General features: G+C 63.9%; 17 protein-coding genes. 6 read left to right on the top strand and 11 right to left on the bottom strand.

The genetic code is table 11. The features are described 5' to 3' along the window. Window positions 1–261 precede the first annotated feature (261 nt). Window positions 262–1,080: a BglII/BstYI family type II restriction endonuclease gene (locus ATE70_RS08095; RefSeq protein ID WP_058537404.1), complete on the top strand. Its 819-nt coding sequence runs from the start codon at window positions 262–264 to the stop codon at window positions 1,078–1,080. On the opposite strand, the gene ATE70_RS24190 is transcribed toward ATE70_RS08095, so the two are convergent. The 7 genes from ATE70_RS24190 to ATE70_RS08065 all read right to left on the bottom strand — a co-directional run bounded on the left by ATE70_RS24190 (window position 1,081) and on the right by ATE70_RS08065 (window position 10,302). Continuing rightward, window positions 1,081–1,737: an MT-A70 family methyltransferase gene (locus ATE70_RS24190; protein WP_082639687.1), complete on the bottom strand. Its 657-nt coding sequence runs from the start codon at window positions 1,735–1,737 to the stop codon at window positions 1,081–1,083. A 78-nt stretch (window positions 1,738–1,815) separates the two neighbouring features. Beyond that, entirely contained in the window at window positions 1,816–2,040 is a 225-nt protein-coding gene (locus tag ATE70_RS08090) for a hypothetical protein (RefSeq protein WP_058537403.1), read from the bottom strand. 124 nt (window positions 2,041–2,164) lie between these two features. Next, the gene (locus ATE70_RS08085; RefSeq protein ID WP_058537402.1) at window positions 2,165–3,229 is read right to left on the bottom strand and encodes a ribonucleotide-diphosphate reductase subunit beta; all 1,065 of its coding nucleotides are present in this window, start codon (window positions 3,227–3,229) and stop codon (window positions 2,165–2,167) included. Window positions 3,230–3,257: 28 nt separating this feature from the next. Continuing rightward, window positions 3,258–3,449 carry a hypothetical protein gene (locus tag ATE70_RS08080; protein ID WP_058537401.1) on the bottom strand — a complete coding sequence of 64 codons (192 nt, stop codon included), beginning with the start codon at window positions 3,447–3,449 and terminating at the stop codon, window positions 3,258–3,260. A gap of 22 nt (window positions 3,450–3,471) precedes the next feature. Next, window positions 3,472–5,430 carry a ribonucleoside-diphosphate reductase subunit alpha gene (locus ATE70_RS08075; RefSeq protein WP_058537400.1) on the bottom strand — a complete coding sequence of 653 codons (1,959 nt, stop codon included), beginning with the start codon at window positions 5,428–5,430 and terminating at the stop codon, window positions 3,472–3,474. A gap of 723 nt (window positions 5,431–6,153) precedes the next feature. Next, window positions 6,154–8,445: an EAL domain-containing protein gene (locus ATE70_RS08070; protein WP_058537399.1), complete on the bottom strand. Its 2,292-nt coding sequence runs from the start codon at window positions 8,443–8,445 to the stop codon at window positions 6,154–6,156. Between the two features lie 114 nt (window positions 8,446–8,559). Beyond that, the gene (locus tag ATE70_RS08065; protein ID WP_058537398.1) at window positions 8,560–10,302 is read right to left on the bottom strand and encodes an acyl-CoA dehydrogenase; all 1,743 of its coding nucleotides are present in this window, start codon (window positions 10,300–10,302) and stop codon (window positions 8,560–8,562) included. Between the two features lie 51 nt (window positions 10,303–10,353). Between ATE70_RS08065 and ATE70_RS08060 the strand changes: the two genes are divergently transcribed. Continuing rightward, on the top strand, window positions 10,354–11,301 hold the full coding sequence (locus tag ATE70_RS08060; protein ID WP_058537397.1) for an L-threonylcarbamoyladenylate synthase: 948 nt from the start codon (window positions 10,354–10,356) through the stop codon (window positions 11,299–11,301). 98 nt (window positions 11,302–11,399) lie between these two features. Here the strand turns inward: ATE70_RS08060 and ATE70_RS08055 are convergent, their stop codons facing one another. The 3 genes from ATE70_RS08055 to ATE70_RS08045 all read right to left on the bottom strand — a co-directional run bounded on the left by ATE70_RS08055 (window position 11,400) and on the right by ATE70_RS08045 (window position 13,776). After that, window positions 11,400–12,302: a DMT family transporter gene (locus tag ATE70_RS08055; protein ID WP_058537396.1), complete on the bottom strand. Its 903-nt coding sequence runs from the start codon at window positions 12,300–12,302 to the stop codon at window positions 11,400–11,402. Between the two features lie 195 nt (window positions 12,303–12,497). Then, a complete protein-coding gene (locus tag ATE70_RS08050; protein WP_058537395.1) occupies window positions 12,498–13,277 on the bottom strand; it encodes an SDR family NAD(P)-dependent oxidoreductase in 780 nt (259 codons plus the stop codon). 10 nt (window positions 13,278–13,287) lie between these two features. Then, a complete protein-coding gene (locus ATE70_RS08045; RefSeq protein WP_058537394.1) occupies window positions 13,288–13,776 on the bottom strand; it encodes a thioredoxin family protein in 489 nt (162 codons plus the stop codon). A 56-nt stretch (window positions 13,777–13,832) separates the two neighbouring features. Here ATE70_RS08045 and ATE70_RS08040 point away from each other — a divergent pair, with 56 nt between their 5' ends. The 4 genes from ATE70_RS08040 (at window position 13,833) to ATE70_RS08025 (ending at window position 17,989) form a co-directional block, all read left to right on the top strand. Continuing rightward, window positions 13,833–15,350, top strand: coding sequence for an acyl-CoA carboxylase subunit beta (locus ATE70_RS08040; protein ID WP_058537393.1), 1,518 nt, complete (start codon window positions 13,833–13,835; stop codon window positions 15,348–15,350). Between the two features lie 105 nt (window positions 15,351–15,455). Next, entirely contained in the window at window positions 15,456–16,589 is a 1,134-nt protein-coding gene (locus ATE70_RS08035) for an acyltransferase family protein (RefSeq protein WP_058537392.1), read from the top strand. A gap of 10 nt (window positions 16,590–16,599) precedes the next feature. Continuing rightward, window positions 16,600–16,797, top strand: coding sequence for a hypothetical protein (locus ATE70_RS08030; protein ID WP_058537391.1), 198 nt, complete (start codon window positions 16,600–16,602; stop codon window positions 16,795–16,797). A gap of 82 nt (window positions 16,798–16,879) precedes the next feature. Further along, entirely contained in the window at window positions 16,880–17,989 is a 1,110-nt protein-coding gene (locus ATE70_RS08025; RefSeq protein ID WP_058537390.1) for a S41 family peptidase, read from the top strand. A 92-nt stretch (window positions 17,990–18,081) separates the two neighbouring features. Here ATE70_RS08025 and ATE70_RS08020 read toward each other — a convergent pair whose 3' ends face one another. Further along, a complete protein-coding gene (locus ATE70_RS08020; RefSeq protein WP_058537389.1) occupies window positions 18,082–18,561 on the bottom strand; it encodes a GNAT family N-acetyltransferase in 480 nt (159 codons plus the stop codon). Window positions 18,562–18,568 lie beyond the last annotated feature (7 nt).

Here is an 18,568-nt window from a genome sequence, read left to right as displayed (position 1 = left end):
GATAATGTAGGACAGGGGTTTTTGGGGTGGGGTGTGCGAAATAGGATTTTGGGGCGGGCGGGGCGGTGTAGAGATTGGGCTTTTCTATCCTGCGTTGTCATCGCGGAGATGATTCGGGGGCCATGCGGCGTCTCGGCAATCGGGTTTAGTCGTCACCGCAATTCCATACGTCGCCTCTGAACGCGCGCCGTATAGGGTTGTTGCGCCTGACGTTTTCAATCGCCATAAGATCACTAAATACAGGGACGGGAAACGTGATCAATGGCTGACAATGCGCTGAGTGAGGTTTTGAAAGCGGTCCCGAGGATTGGAACTGAAGACCATGGCGCAGGCATGTTGATGCCTGTCTCTTTTAGTGATCGTTACGAAATAAAGAGTTTTCGCAATGCTGCGAATCTACTATTTTCGGCGCACAAAGATGTGTTTGAAGAGCTGATTTCTATTCTTTCAGTGTTTGAAATCAAGATGAGCGATATCCTCGTAGGCGGCGGAAACAAGAGTAACGTCGCCAAAAACCTGGAGGCAGTCCTTCATCCTCTCGGCTGGAATGAAACGCGGATTTCAGGAGATCTTCTCGTAAAGAAGAGCGCAAGACAACTAAATACTAGCAACAAAAAATCGAAATTTGATAAAGTAGAGACCATTAGTCGTCTGGAGAATTTTCTCGATGGACACCAGATCGATTTTATCAGGGATCGTGTTGCATTTGATCTGGAATGGAATAGCAAGGATCAAACATTTGATCGCGACCTCTATGCGATGAGGGCCTTTTACGAATGTGGCGTTATTGACGTTGGTATAATTCTCACCCGATCGAGCAATCTTTCGCAGATGTTTGCTGATATCGGCAGTCGCATCCAAGGGTTGAAGTCGTTCAAAGATAAATACGGCGCAAGTACGACGTGGATGGGCAAGTTGGACTACAGGATAAACGCAGGCAGGGCCGGCGGATGTCCAATTCTTGCTCTGGGCTTCAAAGACTCCATCTTCACAGAGCTAGAGGCATGGCGTGCCGATAACCCCGTAATAGACGCTTCGGTTACTGCCGAATCATTGCTTGCAGAAGGTAGTGAGGAATAGTTATTCTGCTGCAACAGCCACCGTGCTGTTGTAGCCATACGTTGACCAATCTGGGGCATAATCATCAGTGGCTTGATTTCCCCAAACAGTCCAGCCCCGACGTTTCCCGCGGCTAAACATCTCCAAGCGCGGCCCCCAGCTGCAATCTTCGATGATTTTATACTGTTCATCGGGTTTGCGGCTGTGTTCGCGCTTGCGCGACTGGATCATGTTGACTTGGCTTCTGCCTGGATCAAGCGTGCGAGCGTTCTTGCCACGTACACCAAATAGGAGAATTTCGGTAACGTTACGGAAATAGAAGCCGACGCCGCGACCGTCTGATCCGCCGTCTTTACGAATTTTATGCCAAACAATATTCGAGATATAACGATACCCCCAAGCATCCATCACCCTAAGTCCATCGGGTAGAAGAGCGTTGGGCACCCAAAGATAGAGATGCGACGGGTCGTCGGCAATATCAGCTACCGGTAGTTCGCAAATCTCATCGAGCGTCATCGTGCCATAGCGGTTGAGCCGTTTGTGCTCGGGCGCGACTTTGCCAGTGCGGTTTTGAAACTGCCATGGGGGGTCCGCGAGAATAGTCCCAAACTTTTTGCCGCGCCCTGTAGCGAGCAGGTCGATTGCGGCATCGCTGAGCGGGGCGTCGGGTGAGAACATAAAGGGATCTTGGCCTAGCTGGCGTAGGTCGTCAAGTTGTTACGTGACATGCCTCCACAATAATGGAGGCACTTCCTTTCAAACCGAAAACCCGCCCGAGTTGCGCCGGTTCGAGCTCGCCGCGAGTACCTTCTTGCCCTGCGGGGTCAGTGCCCATTTGGCGCCCTGTTTGACGACCAGTCCCAGCGTGACGAGTTCGTCGCGGATCGGGTCGGTGGGGAGTTGGGGGCGGCGGTTCGACAGGCCTTCGAGCGTCGAACGCTGCGGCTGGCTGAGGATGATGAGTTTCTGTTTTTCGGTCATTTGGGTTGCCTCTGACTTCTTGTCTTGTCTCGTGGGGCGGCGTTGTTGCCCTCCCCGCGGCGCCCCGGATCAAGTCCGGGGCTTGCTGCCCCTCCCGCAGGCGGGAGGGGTTTTCAGGAAGACATTATTCGGCGGCGATGCCGGCTTGTTTGAACATATCCTCGCCGTCGGCTTCGGCGTCGTTGACGGGGCTCGCGTCTTCGCTGTTCTTCGCCTTCTTGCGGCTGTCGAAGCTGGTCCAGACGCTGTTCCAGTCGCCGCGCGTCGCGCCCTTGCTGTACTCGGTCGCGCGCGTTTCGAAGAAGTTGGCGTGCTCGACGCCGTTGAGCAGCGGGGCGAGCCAGGGGAGCGGGTGTTCGTCGATCATGTAGATCGGCTGGAAACCGAGCTGCCCGAGGCGCCAGTCGGCGATGTAGCGGATGTAGCGCTTGATCTCCTTCGGCGTCATGCCGGGGACGGGGCCCTGTTCGAACGCCAAGTCGATGAACGCATCCTCGAGCCGCACCGTTTTCTGGCAGGTGTCGATGATGTCTTCCTTCACCGCCTTGGTCAGACAGCCGCGTTCCTTGGTGAAGGTGTGGAACAGCTTGATGATGCCTTCGCAGTGGAGGCTTTCGTCGCGGATCGACCAGCTGACGATCTGGCCCATGCCCTTCATCTTGTTGAAGCGCGGGAAGTTCATCAGCATTGCGAAGCTGGCGAAGAGCTGGAGCCCCTCGGTAAAGCCGCCGAACATCGCGAGCGTGCGCGCAATATCCTCGTCATTGTCGACGCCGAACTGCTGCATATAATCGTGCTTGGCGCGCATCTCGTCATATTCGAGGAACATGCCATATTCGCTTTCGGGCATGCCGATCGTGTCGAGCAGGTGGCTGTACGCCGCGATATGCACGGTTTCCATGTTGCTGAACGCGGTCAGCATCATCTTGATTTCGGTCGGCTTGAACACGCGGCCATATTTGTCGTGGTAGCAATCCTGCACCTCGATATCGGCCTGCGTGAAGAAGCGGAAAATCTGCGTGAGCAGATTGCGCTCATGGTCGCTGATCTTTTGCGCCCAGTCGCGGCAATCCTCGCCGAGCGGCACTTCCTCGGGAACCCAATGGATCTGCTGCTGGCGTTTCCAGAAATCGAACGCCCAGGGATATTCGAAGGGCTTGTAGGTGTTGCGGGCTTCGAGAAGAGGCATGGCGGTTACACTCCAGAAATTCGGTCGGTCACAGGGACCGTAGCATGGGCATCACGCCGGCGAGGACGAACCCCGTACCGGCGATCATGAACAGGAGGCCCGAGAGCTGGCTCTTTTTCGCTCCGGGCTCTTCGGCTGCCTTGCGCGCGTACACCGTCATGACGGCGCTGAGCGCGAAGAAGACCGCGGCGAGCGCGATGTATGTGACGTTCACATTCATCGCGTGATCTCCGCGCGGTGCATCATTGGCAGGCCAGACATTCGTCATAATCGGTGCTCTCGGCCGAGAGTTCGAACTTCGGCGCTTCGGCGGTGTTGTCGGCCTCGACCCCGCCCGCGAAACCGGCGCGCTGCACCGACTTGGACCGCAGATAATAGAGCGATTTGATGCCGAGTTCCCACGCGCGATAGTGGAGCATGAGCAGGTCCCACTTCTCGACATCCGCCGGGATGAACAGGTTCAGCGACGCCGCCTGGTCGATATAGGGCGTGCGGTCGGCGGCGAGTTCGAGCAGCCAGCGCTGGTCGATCTCGAAGCTCGTCTTGTAGCAGTCCTTCTCGTCCTGCGTCAGGAAGTCGAGATGCTGGACGCTGCCGCCCTTTTCGAGGATCGAGTTCCACACATTGTCGCTGTTCTTCGCCTTGTCGACGAGCAGCGCTTCCAAGTGCGGATTGCGGATCGAGAAGCTGCCCGAGAGCGTCTTGTGCGTGTAGATGTTCGCCGGGATCGGCTCGATGCACGCGCTGGTGCCGCCGCAGATGATCGAGATCGACGCGGTCGGCGCGATCGCCATCTTGCAGCTGAAGCGCTCCATCACGCCCTGATCGGCGGCGTCGGGGCAGGGGCCGCGTTCCTTGGCGAGCAGCATCGACGCCTGATCGACCTGCGCGCGGATATGCTTGAAGACGCGGAGGTTCGACGATTTCGCCATCGCGCCCTCGAACGGCAGGCCGCGCGCCTGCAGGAAGCTGTGGAAGCCCATGACGCCGAGGCCGACCGAGCGTTCGCGGCTGGCGCTATATTTGGCGCGCGCCATTTCGGGCGGGGCGCGGTCGATATAGTCCTGAAGGACATTGTCGAGCATGCGCATGACGTCCTCGATGAAGACCTTGTCGCCGTTCCACTCGTCCCAGGTTTCGAGGTTGAGGCTCGAGAGGCAGCAGACCGCGGTGCGATCGTTGCCGAGATGGTCGCGGCCGGTGGGCAGCGTGATTTCCGAGCAGAGGTTCGAGGTGGTGACCTTGAGGCCGAGATCGCGATGATGCTTCGGCATCATGCGGTTCACCTGATCGATGAAGATGATGTAGGGCTCGCCCGTCGCGAGGCGCGTTTCGACGAGCTTCTGGAACAGCGAGCGCGCGTCGACGGTGCCGCGGACGCTCTGGTCCTTGGGGCTGCGCAGGTTGAATTCGGCGCCGTCGCGGACGGCCTCCATGAACTCGTCGGTGATCAGCACGCCGTGGTGGAGGTTCAGCGCCTTGCGGTTGAAGTCGCCCGAGGGTTTGCGGACCTCGAGGAACTCCTCGATCTCGGGGTGCGAGACGTCGAGGTAGCAGGCGGCCGAACCGCGGCGGAGGCTGCCCTGCGAGATCGCGAGGGTGAGCGAGTCCATCACGCGGACGAAGGGAATGATGCCGCTGGTTTTGCCGTTGAGGCCGACGGGTTCGCCGATGCCGCGCACCGCGCCCCAATAGGTGCCGATGCCGCCGCCGCGGCTCGCGAGCCAGACATTCTCGTTCCACGTGCCGACGATGCCTTCGAGGCTGTCGTCGACCGAGTTCAGATAACAGCTGATCGGCAGGCCGCGGCCGGTGCCGCCGTTCGAGAGAACGGGGGTCGCGGGCATGAACCACAGCTTCGAGATATAGTCGTACAGGCGCTGCGCGTGGTCCTGATCATCGGCATAGGCGTCGGCGACGCGCGCGAAGAGATCCTGGTACGATTCGCCGGGCAGCAGGTAACGATCCTCGAGCGTTTCCTTGCCGAAGTCGGTGAGCAGCGCGTCGCGGCTGCGGTCGGTCACGACCTCGAATCGGCGCGCGTGGACCTTGGGCTCGCTGCTGTCGTTGAGCTTTGCCGCGGGCGCCGCATCGGGAGCCGATTCACCCGTCGATTCGGGTGCCACGGGGGCTTCATTCTTCGTCAGTTCCGCCGTCGCCACGTCGCTCGTCTCCACCCGTTCCGTTTCCCGAAAATCCATCTTATTCGCCCCCGATTTGAACGCGCAACTGGTGCGCTTTGTTCCTGTCTTGTTCGACTCAGGGCGAAGCCCCGGTCTTAGCATCTAAACCTGTCCTCGTGGGCACTTTTTTTGGGCGCAGGGAGGGTTTTCCCGTGTCCATATGGGATGGACGACGGAAATCCGCCAGTTGCAGCCGAATACTATTTCTTGGGGTGCCCCCGTGTGTGACCCACCACCTATAGTGCCACGTCGGCGCCGCGATGCAAGACGCTAAATGACAGATTGGGGACTCAATTCGTCGATAATTTGATTCGTCTCGTCGCGGCAGATGCACGAGCGCGAGGCGCCGCGCCAGCCTTTCCGCGGGTTTGCGGAGCGATTGGCGTCGCCGGATCAAAAAGCGGAATTTTTTGAATGGGAAGACCGGAGCGAACGGCGACGCCGGTGACGCCCTTCCGGTGCGGATCACCGCACCGGCAAGCGGTCATTCCGCGGCGGCCGTCATGCGGGTTTTGGACAAAAAGAAAGGGCCCCGGCGATGCCGGAGCCCCTCCTGAAACCTAATTCTGCTTAGGCCTGACCGCCAGCACTGTCCGTACCGGTGCCGCCCAGGAATTGCCAAAACCAACCCATGATAAATCTCCTGTTCGCACTGCCCACGAGGAACAGTTAACGGAGCATGTACCTTAATTAGTAAGGTAAATCGAGTCTTAACTATAAGCATTGCTGCCAGTTTGGCAGCTATGCGGTCCGGTCTTTGGGAGGCGCGGCGAGCGTTGCGGTTAGTTCGGAAAACAGTTGAGGTTTTCCAAGATGATAGCCCTGTCCGACATCGCAGCCGAGGCCGGCGAGAAGCGCCATGGTTTCGGCGTCTTCGATGCCTTCGGCGACCGCGACGGCGCCGAGGCGGTGCGCGAGATCGATCGTCGATTTGACGACTTCGAGGTTCCGCTGCGAATCGCGCATCGTCATCACGAATCGCTTGTCGATCTTGATTTCGTCGGCCTCGATCTCGGTTAGATATTCGAGGTTTGACTGGCCGGTGCCGTAATCGTCGATCGACAGGCGGATGCCGGTGCGGCGGAGCTGGGCGAGCGTCTGGCGCGCCTGGCGGCTGTTTTCGATCTGCGCGGTTTCGGTGATCTCGATCGTCAAAACCTCGGGCGGCAGGTGATGTGCGGTGAGCATGACGCGGATCGTGCCGACGAGGTCGCTGTGGTCGAGCAGGCTCGCCGACAAGTTAACCGACATGTTGATCGGAAGCCCGCGTTCGCGCAGCTGCGCGGCCGAGCGGATCGCCTGATCCATCACGAACAAGGTGAGGCGATAGATGTCCTGGCTCTTTTCGGCCTGGACGATGAACTCGTCGGGCGGGATCGGTCCGCGCGTCGGGTGCGTCCAGCGCGCGAGCGCCTCGACCCCGACGAGCTGCCGCGTCGCGATCTGATATTGCGGCTGGAAGGCGACCCAGATGTCGCCGCCGGTCAATGCGTCCTCAAGCTGCGAGTGGAAGCTCAATTGCCAGCCCGCATCCTCTTTCTGGCGCGAAGTATATTTGGTCCACAGCGAGCGCGTGCGGATCGCGCGCTCGGCGGCGACGAGCGCCGCGGCGAGGCGCTGGGCGTTCGACCCTTCGAACTCGTCGTTGACCCCGAAGGCGATCGCGACGTCGACACGCAGCTCGCCGATCGTCAGCGGCGCGTTGAACAGCGCGGCAAGCCCCGCGAGCTGCCCTTCGATCTGGCTGTGCTGATAATAGGGGACGAGCCAGGCGAAGGTGCCGTCGAGATCGTGGTGCAGCGTCGTGCCCTGCGAGGCGAGCTGGAGGCGGCGTGTGACCTGTTCGACGAGCTTGGCGATGCCGTCGCCCGGAATGAAAGCGGCGAGATCCTCGAAATTGACGACCTTCGCCGCGACGACGGTCGCGCTGCCGAACGCTGCTTGCGACCGCAGCGCCTCGAAATTCGGCAGGCCCGAGACCGGATTTTCGCGTTGTGCCGAAGCGCGGCGGCGGGTGCGCGACACGTTGGCGGCGATAGCGGCGATGAAGAAGAGCGCGGCGCCGATCCACGAGGTGACGAGCATGGTGCCGAGGAAGATCTTGCCGCCGATGAGGGTGGCCGTTGTGCCCAGGGCGATCGGAGCGAAGGCGCGTTGAAAGCGGGGGAGCAGCGCCAGTCCGATCGCCGCGACAGCGAATAGCAGCGGGGGAATCCATCCGATGTCGACGGGATTTCCGCGCTTCAGCGTTTCCGCGGCGATGACGTGAAGGAAGCCGCCGGGAATGCGATTATGCCCCGGCAGATAGAAATAGTCCTGAAAGCTGGGCGCGGTCGGGGCAAAGATCACATCCTTGCCAGCCAGTTCACGCGTGCCCACCTTGCCCGAAAGCAGATCAACTGCGCTATACTCCGGGATTGTCCGGGTGTTGTAGCCGAGATCGAGGCGAAAGCTCTTCGGCGTATCGCTATGCCGGCCGGCAATGATCGCGGCAAATGTCGGAAGCAGCCGCCCTTCGGCGCGATAAGCGATCGGAGCGCTCCAGACCTGCCAGAACTCGCTTTCGATGGCGATGCTCGCCATGGGAACATCGGGGCCAAATTGCTTGCTGGGAAAGGTCGTAACTTTTTCGTCGCTGCCGGGGACCTGGCGCGTCGAGACGGCGAGCACCACGCGGTCGCCCATATTCCTGACCGCATCGACGAATAGCGGGAAGTCGCGGTCCGCCTCCCGCCGGTCGAAATAGAAATCGATCAGGAGGCGCTTGGCGCCGGCCCGGTTCGCGGCGTCGACCACGTTTGCATATTGCGTCATCGAAAAGTTGCGGTTGGGCGATTGCGCCATTGTGCGCTCGTCGAGCGCGACCACAACGACCTGCCCGGTAACCGCGCGATTGGCGAGACGGCCAACGACCGCGTCGAGCACCCGGTCGGCGATTTCGCCGGCCGACGAAATGCCCACCGCCAGCGTGATGAGCAGCGACAGTGCGATGGTTCGCCAGCTGATGATCAGACTTTTGACCGGGATGGGCACGCACGTCTCCAGCAATTGCCGGCCGTGCCTAGTCCCAGATGGTTATCATCGCGTTAATTATGAATGAAATCCTGCGCCGCGCGCCGGAGCATCAGGCGCAGGATTCCAAGTGTTTCAGGCGATCATGGGCAGCGGCTCCAGCGCCGCGTCGCCGGCGAGCGCCGAGGCGGCGAGGCCGGTCGCCGCAGGGACGATCTGCTGCAGGTAGAAGCGTGTCGAGACGATCTTCGCTTCGAGGAAGGCACGGTCGCCATTGCCCTCTTCGAGCGCAGCGCGCGCGGCTCTGTGCTGGATCGCCATCAGCCATCCGCACGTCGCCGTCGCGAGCATCGTGAGATAGGGATAGCTGCCCGCGAGCCGGTCGCCGGTGTTCGCGCCGACCATCCAGTCGGTGACCGCGCGGCAGGCGTCGACGAGCTGCTGCAGCTCGGGGAAATCGGCGGCGCCGTGTGCGATATCGTCGATGAGGCCGCGGACAAGATCGCCCCCCGCCATGCCGAGCTTGCGCCCGACGAGATCGGCGGCCTGGATGCCGTTGGTGCCTTCGTAGATCGGGGCGATGCGCGCGTCGCGATAATGCTGCGCGGCGCCGGTTTCCTCGATGAAGCCCATGCCGCCGTGCACCTGCACGCCGAGGCTCGCGACCTCGCAGCCGATGTCGGTCGCGTGCGCCTTCACCAGCGGGATGAGGATGTCGGCGCGCATCGCGGCGGCTTCGTCGCCGAGCTTGCCGAAATCGATCTGCGCCGCGGCATAATAGGTCAGCGCGCGCGCGGCTTCGGTCTGCGCGCGCATCCGCCACAACATGCGGCGCACATCGGGGTGCTGGTCGATCGTCACGGGGTTGCGGTCGGTGCCGCCCGCGAGCGCCGACTGGACGCGCTCGGCGGCGAAGCGCTGCGCCTGCTGCGTCGCGCGCTCGCCGATCTGGATCCCCTGACAGCCGATCATCAGGCGGGCGTTGTTCATCATCACGAACATCGCGCGCATGCCACCCATTTCGTCGCCGACGATTTCGCCAAGGCAATCCTCATCCTCGCCATAGACCATCACCGCGGTGGGCGAGCCGTGGATGCCGAGCTTGTGCTCGATCGACGCGCAGTGGACGCCGTTCGAATGCGCGGGCTTGCCGTTCGCATCGAGGCGATATTTGGGGACGAGGAAAAGCGAGATGCCGCGCGTTCCCTCGGGCGCGCCGGGGGTGCGCGCGAGGACGAGGTGGACGATATTGTCGGTGAGGTCATGCTCGCCGAAGGTGATGAAGATCTTCTGCCCCTTGATCCTGTAGAGGCCGGCATGCTCGCCCTCGGTGACCTTTTCGGCGGTCGAACGCAGCGCGCCGACGTCGCTGCCCGCGGCGGGTTCGGTCAGGTTCATCGTGCCGTTCCACTCGCCGGTGATCAGCTTGGGAAGCCAGGTCTGTCGCTGTTCCTCGGTGCCATAGGCCATCAGCGCGTGGATCGCGCCGGGGGTGAGGATGCTGCACAGCGAAAAGCCCATGTTCGCGCTGCCGAGCGCCTCGATCACGACGGTCGCGAGGGTGAAGGGCAGGTCCTGTCCGCCATATTCGCCGGGGCCGTCGATGCTGCCCCAGCCGGCCTCGACGAACTGCTTGTACGCGTCCCTGAAGCCCGGGGGCATCGTGACCTTGCCATTGTCCCACTTGGGATTGACCGTGTCGCCGACGCGGTTGAGCGGGGCGTAGACCTCGGCGGCGAAGTCGCCGATGCCGGTGACGATCGCCTCGACCATGTCGGGGGTGGCGGCGGCGAATTTGTCGTGAGCGGCCATCGCGTCGACGCGCGCAATGTGGTTGAGGACGAAAAGCTGTTCGGTGGTGGGCGGCGTATAGGTCATGGGCTGGGTACTTTGCTGGTGAATATCGTTGCGCGGGCGCTATAGCGCGGCATGGCCGAAGCCTCAAAGTCCACAATTGCACTTCCGTTCGATAGCGCAGCTATCGCCGAGGCGGCGGCGTTGATCGCAGCGGGTGAGCCGGTCGCGGTGCCGACCGAGACGGTCTATGGGCTTGCCGCCGATGCGCGCAACCCGCAAGCGGTCGCACGGATTTATGCCGCGAAGGGGCGGCCCGATTTCAATCCGCTGATCGTGCATGTGCCGGACCTCGGCGCCGCCGAGCGGCTGGGGGTGTTCGGTGCGGTCGAGCGGGCGTTGGCGGCGCGCTTCTGGCCGGGGCCGCTGACGTTGGTCGTGCCGCGCACGGTGAATTGCCCGGTGGCGAGTATCGCGACCGCTGGGCTCGATACGATCGCGCTGCGGGTGCCGGGGCACCGTGCGATGCAGGCGTTGCTGGCGGAGAGCGCCGCGCCGCTCGCCGCGCCGAGCGCCAATGCGAGCGGCGGGGTGAGCCCGACGAAGGCAAGCCATGTGCTCGCGAGCCTCGATGGGCGGATCGTGCTGGTGATCGACGACGGGCCGACGACGGCGGGCGTGGAGTCGACGATTGCGCGGGTGAAGGATGGCGCGGTCGAAATCTTGCGGCCGGGGCCGGTGACAGCGGAAATGCTGAATGCGGCGAGCGGAATGGCGGTGGCGGGGATCAAGGGATCGGAGATCGTCGCACCCGGAATGCTCGCGAGCCATTATGCGCCGGGCAAGCCGGTGCGGCTGGGGGCGGTAGAGTTTGCCGATGACGAGTATGGCATCGGGTTCGGCGCGGTCGCGGGCGATTATGATCTGAGCGCGGCGGGCGATCTGACCGAGGCGGCGGCGCGGCTGTTCGATGCGCTGCATGCGGGGGCGGCGAGCGCGAAGGCAAAGATTGCGGTGGCGGCGATCCCGGCTGAGGGGCTGGGCGCGGCGATCAACGACCGGCTCGCACGCGCGGCGGTGTGACCTGCTCCCCTCCCATTTATGGGAGGGGTTGGGGGAGGGCATGGAGCGGGCCATCGGAACGGGCCCTCCCCTAGCCCCTCCCGCAAGCGGGAGGGGGACTAAGCCGCCGCCGGCTCGATCGGGTCGCCGTGCGGCGCCTTGCGCGCGACGATCAGGCAGGCGGCGACGATCAGCACCGCGCCCGCGAAGGTCGGCAGCGTGACCGCCTCGTCGAAGAAGTACCAGCCGAAGACCATCGCCCAGAGAAAGCCGGTATATTCGGTGGTCGCGAGGATCTGCGTCTCGGCGCGTGCATAGGCCCAGCTCAACAGCAGGAGCGAGGTGGTCGCGAGGACCGCGGCGCCGAGGATGTGCGGCGCGTGGCCCGCGGCAGGAACGGCGATGAACCACGGCGCGCCGAGCGTGAGGATCGCGGCGACGAAAAAATTCTGGAAGAAGGCGATCTCCATCGGTTCGGCCATTTTCGCCTGCCGCCGCGCGAGGATGAGGTTGTAGGCGTAGAAGATCGCCGAGAGGAACACTGCGCCGACCGCCCACAAGGCTTCGTCCGAATAATCGCTGCCGCCGAGTTTTCCCGCGACGATCACGATCACCCCGCAAAGGCCGAGCATCGACGCCGCGATCGAGCGCGGGCCGATCTTCTCACCCAGAAAGATCGCGGCCATATAGAGCGCCATCAGCGGCGCGACGAAGGCGAGCGCGATCGCCTCGGCCATCGGCAGCCGCGCGAGCGCCCAGAAGAAGCAGAGCGCCATGCCCGCAACGAACAGCGAGCGCCACGCATGGATCTGCATCGTCGCCTTGCCGGGCCATTTGGGGCGGCTCGCAAAATAGAGCGCGCCCGCGAGCAGCGTACCGGTGCCGGTGCGCCAGAGCACGGCGTTATAGGCGCCGATGTCGATCGACAGCCCCTTCATCAGCACATCCATCGCCGAAAAGGTCGCGATCCCCGCACAGGCGATCAGGAAGGGGATGACGGGAGAGGCCGAATCGGGACGCATGGCGGGGGCTGTACCTTGCCTTCTCCCCTTGGGGGAGAAAGATATGGGGCAAAGATCCTCCCTGTGGCGCAGCCATGGGGAGGTGGCAGCCCGAAGGGCTGACGGAGGGGCCTATGGCGCGACGTCGCGGCCCCTCCACCACTTGCTTCGCAAGCGGTCCCCCTCCCCATCGCTGCGCGACAGGGAGGATGAATCCTACCGAAACGTCGCTTGCCCGGCGCCGTCGATGTTGAGCTTCTGGCCCGAGCAATAGCTGTTCGCGCCCGAGACGAACCACACCACCGCCGCGGCAACGTCGGCGGGGACGGCGACGCGGCCGAAGGGCATTTTGGTGTCGAGGTGGTGGATGTCCTCGTTGCCGGTGATCGCGCGCGACAATTTCTCGCCCATGTCGCTGACGGTGAGCGCGGGGGCGACGATGTTGACGCGGACGCCGTTGCCGAGCTCCTCCTTGGCGAGTGCGTAGGCGAGCGCTTCGCCCGCGGCCTTGGCCATCGTGTAGGGTGCGCCGTTGGGTGAGTGGGAATAGGTCGCGATGCTCGAGATGACGATGATGTCGCTGCGCGCGTGGCTACGCAGTTGGGGCAGCGCGAGGCGGCTGAGGCGGTGCGGGCCGGCGGCGTGGACGGCGAAGAGCTTGTCGACTTCCTCGGGGGCCGTGTCGGCCACCGCGAGGCCGCGGCTCGCGATGCCGGCGTTGTTGATCAGGATCGACATGGGGCCGAAATCGGCCTCGATCGCGGCGACCATCGCGGCGCAGGCGGCCTCGTCGGTGACCGACGCCTGATAGGCCTTTGCCTTGCGGCCGAGCGCTTCGATCGCGGCGACGGTTTCGGCGGCGGCTTCTTCGCCGCGGGTGTAGTTGACCGCGACGTCGGCGCCCGCTTCGGCGAGGCCAATCGCGATGCCGCGGCCGATGCCGCGCGAGGCGCCGGTGACGAAGGCGACGCGCCCCGCGAGAATCCCGTCGGCCATGTCTTTCTCCCTATTGCATCAGCTCATTATAGATATCGTCGTCGCTGCGGCTTGCGGCGTTGCGCCATTTGGGCGCGGCCTTGCGGTTGAGCACGGTGCCGTTCGCATCGAGGATCGCGACGGTCGGCGTGCCCTTGATCCGGAAGCCGAAGCGCTTGGCGACCTCGGGATTGCGACCCGAGCCGCGGATGTGCGGCATGCCGATGTCGGCATAGACGATCTCGTAACGCGCGCGGACGGGGGCGAAGCGGTCGGTCGCGATCAGGTTCGCGAGCCAGGCGCTGTCGTGGCAGCCGCCGGTGCCCATCACGAGCAGGACGGGCTTCCCCGACTGTCCGGCCTTCGCGAGCGCAGCGTCGATTGCCGCCATCGGGTTCGGGTCGAAGGCGTCGCTTTTATACGCGTCGGCGACACCCGGAATCGTGCGCGTTTCGCTGGCGGTTGCGGGCGACAGGGCGAGCAGCATGGCAGTGAGGGCGAAAGCGATCGGGCGCGTCATGGGCCGACGATAGGTTTCGGATGACGTTTCCGTCAACGTCAGATAGCCTTCGCGCCATGAGCTGGAAAAATGAGATCGACGAACTCGGGCAGCGCCGCGCGATGGCCGAGAAGATGGGCGGCGAGGAAAAGGTCGCACGCCAGCACGGACGCGGCAAGATGGACGCGCGGGCGCGGCTCGCGGGGATCGTCGACGAAGGCAGTTTTCGCGAGATCGGCAAGATCGCCGGGCGCGGGCGCTATGGCGCCGATGGCGAGCTGGAGGATCTGGCGGCGAGCAATTTCATCTTCGGGCGCGCGAATGTCGACGGGCGGCCGGTGGTCGCCTCGGCCGACGATTTCACCGTGCGCGGCGGCGCGGCCGATGCGGCGCTGCACCGCAAGTTCGTCCAGTGCGAGGCGATGGCGCATGAATATCGCCTGCCGCTGATCCGCATGATCGACGGCACCGGCGGCGGCGGGTCGGTCAAGACGCTGGAAGATATGGGCTATACCTATATTCCGCACGTGCCCGGCTGGGACGAGATCATCGCGAACCTCGATACCGTGCCGGTGGTGGCGCTGGCCTTGGGGCCGACCGCGGGGCTGGGTGCGGCGCGGGTGGTGGCGAGCCATTACAGCGTGATGGTGCGCGGGCTGTCGCAGCTGTTCGCGGCGGGGCCCGCGGTCGCGGCGGCGATCGGCGATACGCTCGACCGCGAGGAGCTGGGCGGCAGCGACGTGCATACGCGCAACGGCGTCGTCGACGACGAGGTTGCGAGCGAGGCCGACGCGTTCGCGGCGGCGCGGCGGTTCCTGTCGTACCTGCCTTCGTCGATCCATGATCGGGCCTTGCGGACCGCGTGCAACGACCCGGTCGACCGGCGCGAGGAGAGCCTGCTGTCGGCGGTGCCGCGCGAGGCGAAGCAGGTCTATTCGATGCGGCGCATTACCAGCGCGGTGTTCGACGAGGGCAGTTTTTTCGAAATGGGCGCGCGCTGGGGGCGGGCGGTGATCACCGCATTCGCGCGGCTCGACGGTTATCCGGTCGCGGTGCTCGCGAGCGATCCGTCGTACCTCGGCGGATCGTGGGACGCGAAGACGAGCGAGAAGGCCGAACGCTTCGTGAAGATGGCCGACCAGTTCCGGCTGCCGATCGTCCACCTCGTCGACAATCCGGGCTTTATGATCGGCGGCGAGGCCGAGCGGACGGGGACGATCCGCTATGGCGTGCAGGCGATGAACGCGATCTACCGCGCGACGGTGCCGCTGGCGTCGGTTGTCGTGCGCCGCGCCTATGGGATCGCGGGGAGCGCGATGTCGAACGCCGAGCGGTTCCAGTATCGTTTCGCCTGGCCGTCGGGCGATTGGGGCAGCCTGCCGATCGAGGGCGGGGTCGAGGTCGCTTACAAGAGCGAGCTGGAGGCGGCCGAGGACCCGGCGGCGCATCTGGAGGCGATCCGCGAAAGGCTCAACCGTGTGCGTTCGCCGTTCCGGACGGCGGAGAAATTCGGAGTCGAGGACATCATCGACCCAAGGGATACGCGGCCGCTGCTTTGCGAGTTTGCGGAACTCGCTTGGCGGGTGCTGAAATAGATATATTCCTCATCGTCATCCCGGACTCGATCCGGGATCCATTCGCGCGATGTTACCTGGATCCCGGATCAAGCCCGGGATGACGAAAGTTGGGGGGAGTAGCCTATGACCGGCGCACGCCATCACGGCATGGACTGGCTGCGGATCGGGGCATTCGGGCTGCTGATCCTCTATCATATCGGCATGTATTTCGTGCCGTGGGGCTGGCATGTGAAGATCGCCGAGCCGCTGGGTTGGGTGCAGTTGCCAATGCTCGCGACGAACAGCTGGCGGCTCGCGCTGCTGTTCCTCGTGTCGGGCTATGCGAGCGCGGCGCTGTTCGCGAAGCTGGGCGGCAGCGGCGCCTTTGCGCGGTCGCGCAGCGCGCGGCTGCTGATCCCGCTCGTCTTCGGCATCATCGTCATTATCCCGCCGCAGCCGTGGATCGAGCTGGTCGGCCAGCATGGCTACACGCATGGCTTCCTGCATTTCTGGCTCCATGACTATTTCCGTTTTGGATCGCTGGGCGGGATCGTCCTGCCGACGTGGCAGCATCTGTGGTTCGTCGTCTATCTGTGGGTTTATACGATGCTCGCCGCGATCCTGGTGGCGCTGGTGCCGGGCGCGATCCGGACCCGGATCGCCGACGGCGCGGCGCGGTGGCTCGGCGGCGCTGGTCTGCTCGTCTGGCCGCTCGCGGCGTGGTTGCTCATCTATGCCGCTTTCCCCGACCATGACGAGACGCACGCGCTGTTCGACGACGGGCCGTCGCATCTTCACTATCTGATCCCCTTTCTTGTCGGCTGGCTGCTCCGGGTGCGGCCGCAGCTGTTCGGCGCGGTGGCGCGCTGGTGGCGCGTGGCGCTGGCCACCGCGGTGGTCGCTTTCGGGGTTGTTGCATGGATCATGTGCCTCTGGCTGACCGGCGCGCAGCCCGCCGACTGGGGCACGCTGCCGTTCCATATCGCGCATCTGGTGCAGGGCTGGACGACGATCGTCGCCTTGGTCGGGATTGCCGACCGTTACTGGAACCGCGATCACCCGTCGCGCACAACGCTCGCCGAGGCGGTGTTCCCCTTTTACATCATCCATCAGACGATCATCGTCGTGGTCGGCTGGTATCTGCTGCAAGCGGGCGTCGCGGCGCTGCCGTCGTTCCTCGTCCTCGTTGCGACGACGACAGCCGGCTGCTGGCTATTCTATGTGATCGGGCGCAACATCGGCTGGCTGCGGCCGCTGATCGGATTGCAGCGCAAATAGGGAGGGTGACATGGGGGCTTTGAAAGGCGTCTTGGCGATCGTCGGCATTGCGGCGATCCTCGTCGGCGGGCTGTGGGTGCTGCAGGGGCTCGATATCGTGCGCTGGCCGGCGAGCAGCTTCATGCTGGGCGACACCACATGGACCCGCAACGGGGTGATCCTCGCGGTGGTCGGAATCGTGCTGCTTTGGTTTGCGCGGAAGAAATGATCTAAGTCGACTACAAATGTAGTTGATCTGTATTGCCGATATGATACACCCCTCTCCGGCCGGGGCTGGATTGGAGATGAGGATGATTCGTTCTTCGCGTATTTTGCCCGCGCTGTTGCTCGCCGCGGGGATGGCGGTCGTACCGATACTGGCGCCCCCGCCCGCCTATGCCGCGGACGAGGCGGGCGCCGATGCGGTCGCCGAAAAATATGCGGCCTTGCTCGAGCGCGACTATGTCTATCCCGAGACGGGCAAGCGTTATGCCGCGGCGATCCGCGCGGGCATTGCGGCGGGGCGCTATAAGGCGCTTTCGGGCCCGGCGCTGGGTGAGGCGATCGATGCCGATGTGAATGCGGTTGCGCCCGACGGCCATTTGCGGCTGCGCGCGCCCGAAGCCGCGGGGGTGCCCGCAGCGGCAGCGCCGGGTGGCGCCGCGCCTGTGCGCCGCCCGCCGAAGGTGCCGGTCGAACAGGCGGGCTGGATCGCGCCGGGGATCGCCTTCATCCGCTTCAACGTCTTTCCGATGGACGCGGCGGTGACGGCGCAGGCCGCGAAATTCATGGCCGACCATGCCGATGCGAAAGCGATTATCTTCGATATCCGCACGCATAATGGCGGCGGGCTCGACCAGATGGATGTCATCTTTCCGTGGTTGTTCGCCGAGCCGACGCGGCTGGTGACGATGGCGACGCGCGCCTCGGTCGATGCGCGCGGCGGCTCGCCGATCGACGGGCTGGCCTCGATGCGCATTGTGAAGGGCGACGCGGGCATGGTGGCGCGCGAACATTGGGCGACGCCGAATGCCGACACGCGGCTGCGCGATACGAAAGTCTATGTGCTGACATCGGGCGCGAGCGCGTCGGCGGCCGAGCATTTTTCGCTCGCGATGAAGCATACGGGGCGCGGCACGCTGGTGGGCGCGCCGACCGCGGGCGCCAATCACTTCGGCACCGGCGAGGATCTGGGCGGCGGCTATGGCGCCTTCATTCCGGTCGGGCGGACTTATGATCCGGGGACGGGCAAGGATTGGGAAGGCGAGGGCGTTTTGCCCGACATCGCGGTTGCGCCCGCCGACGCGCTCGTGCGCGTGCTCACCGACCTGGGCGTGGCGCCGGCGGAGGCGAAGACGCTGTCCGACGCGCATATGCCGAGCTGGCCGATGGAGCGGCGGAAACCACGCGGGGCGCGCTAGCTTCCCTCTTTCGTCATGCCGGACTTGATCCGGCATCCCGCTTTGCCACGTTGAAGAAGCGGGACCCCGGATCAAGTCCGGGGTGACGAAATCTAGGAGGTCGCGAGCTTCGTCAGCGCATCGCCATCGACGCGCATCACCGTCCATTCGTCCATCAGCTTCGCGCTGAGGCTTTGGTAAAAGCCGATCGCCGGGGCATTCCAGTCGAGCACCGACCATTCGAGGCGCGCGCAGTCGCGTTCGACGCAGAGCTTGGCGAGATGCGCGAGCAGCGCTTTGCCGAGCCCCGAGCCGCGCGCTTCGGGGCGCACGAACAGATCTTCGAGATAGATGCCGGGGCGCCCCTCGAAGGTCGAGAAATTGTGGAAGAAGAGCGCGAAGCCCTGCGGACTCCCGTCGATCTCGCCGATCACCACCTCGGCATAGGGGCGCGGGCCGAACAATTTCTCGCCGAGCTTCGCCTCGTCGAAGCGGACTTCGTGGGCGAGCTTTTCATAATCGGCGAGGTCGCGGATGAACTGCGCGATCAGCGGCAGGTCGGCGGGGGTGGCGGGGCGGATCGAAAGGGTCACCGGGCTA

Origin of the sequence: Sphingopyxis sp. H053 (genome assembly GCF_001468225.1) — a bacterium.
Classification (GTDB): Bacteria; Pseudomonadota; Alphaproteobacteria; order Sphingomonadales; family Sphingomonadaceae; genus Sphingopyxis.
This window is presented reverse-complemented; position numbering and strand designations above follow the sequence as displayed.

Coding starts and splice junctions, on each gene's coding strand:
- ATE70_RS08095 (WP_058537404.1), top strand. CDS start 262: ATGGCTGACAATGCGCTGAGTGAGGTTTTGAAAGCGGTCCCGAGGATT.
- ATE70_RS24190 (WP_082639687.1), bottom strand. CDS start 1,737: ATGTTCTCACCCGACGCCCCGCTCAGCGATGCCGCAATCGACCTGCTC.
- ATE70_RS08090 (WP_058537403.1), bottom strand. CDS start 2,040: ATGACCGAAAAACAGAAACTCATCATCCTCAGCCAGCCGCAGCGTTCG.
- ATE70_RS08085 (WP_058537402.1), bottom strand. CDS start 3,229: ATGCCTCTTCTCGAAGCCCGCAACACCTACAAGCCCTTCGAATATCCC.
- ATE70_RS08080 (WP_058537401.1), bottom strand. CDS start 3,449: ATGAATGTGAACGTCACATACATCGCGCTCGCCGCGGTCTTCTTCGCG.
- ATE70_RS08075 (WP_058537400.1), bottom strand. CDS start 5,430: ATGGATTTTCGGGAAACGGAACGGGTGGAGACGAGCGACGTGGCGACG.
- ATE70_RS08065 (WP_058537398.1), bottom strand. CDS start 10,302: ATGACCTATACGCCGCCCACCACCGAACAGCTTTTCGTCCTCAACCAC.
- ATE70_RS08060 (WP_058537397.1), top strand. CDS start 10,354: ATGGCCGAAGCCTCAAAGTCCACAATTGCACTTCCGTTCGATAGCGCA.
- ATE70_RS08055 (WP_058537396.1), bottom strand. CDS start 12,302: ATGCGTCCCGATTCGGCCTCTCCCGTCATCCCCTTCCTGATCGCCTGT.
- ATE70_RS08050 (WP_058537395.1), bottom strand. CDS start 13,277: ATGGCCGACGGGATTCTCGCGGGGCGCGTCGCCTTCGTCACCGGCGCC.
- ATE70_RS08045 (WP_058537394.1), bottom strand. CDS start 13,776: ATGACGCGCCCGATCGCTTTCGCCCTCACTGCCATGCTGCTCGCCCTG.
- ATE70_RS08040 (WP_058537393.1), top strand. CDS start 13,833: ATGAGCTGGAAAAATGAGATCGACGAACTCGGGCAGCGCCGCGCGATG.
- ATE70_RS08035 (WP_058537392.1), top strand. CDS start 15,456: ATGACCGGCGCACGCCATCACGGCATGGACTGGCTGCGGATCGGGGCA.
- ATE70_RS08030 (WP_058537391.1), top strand. CDS start 16,600: ATGGGGGCTTTGAAAGGCGTCTTGGCGATCGTCGGCATTGCGGCGATC.
- ATE70_RS08025 (WP_058537390.1), top strand. CDS start 16,880: ATGATTCGTTCTTCGCGTATTTTGCCCGCGCTGTTGCTCGCCGCGGGG.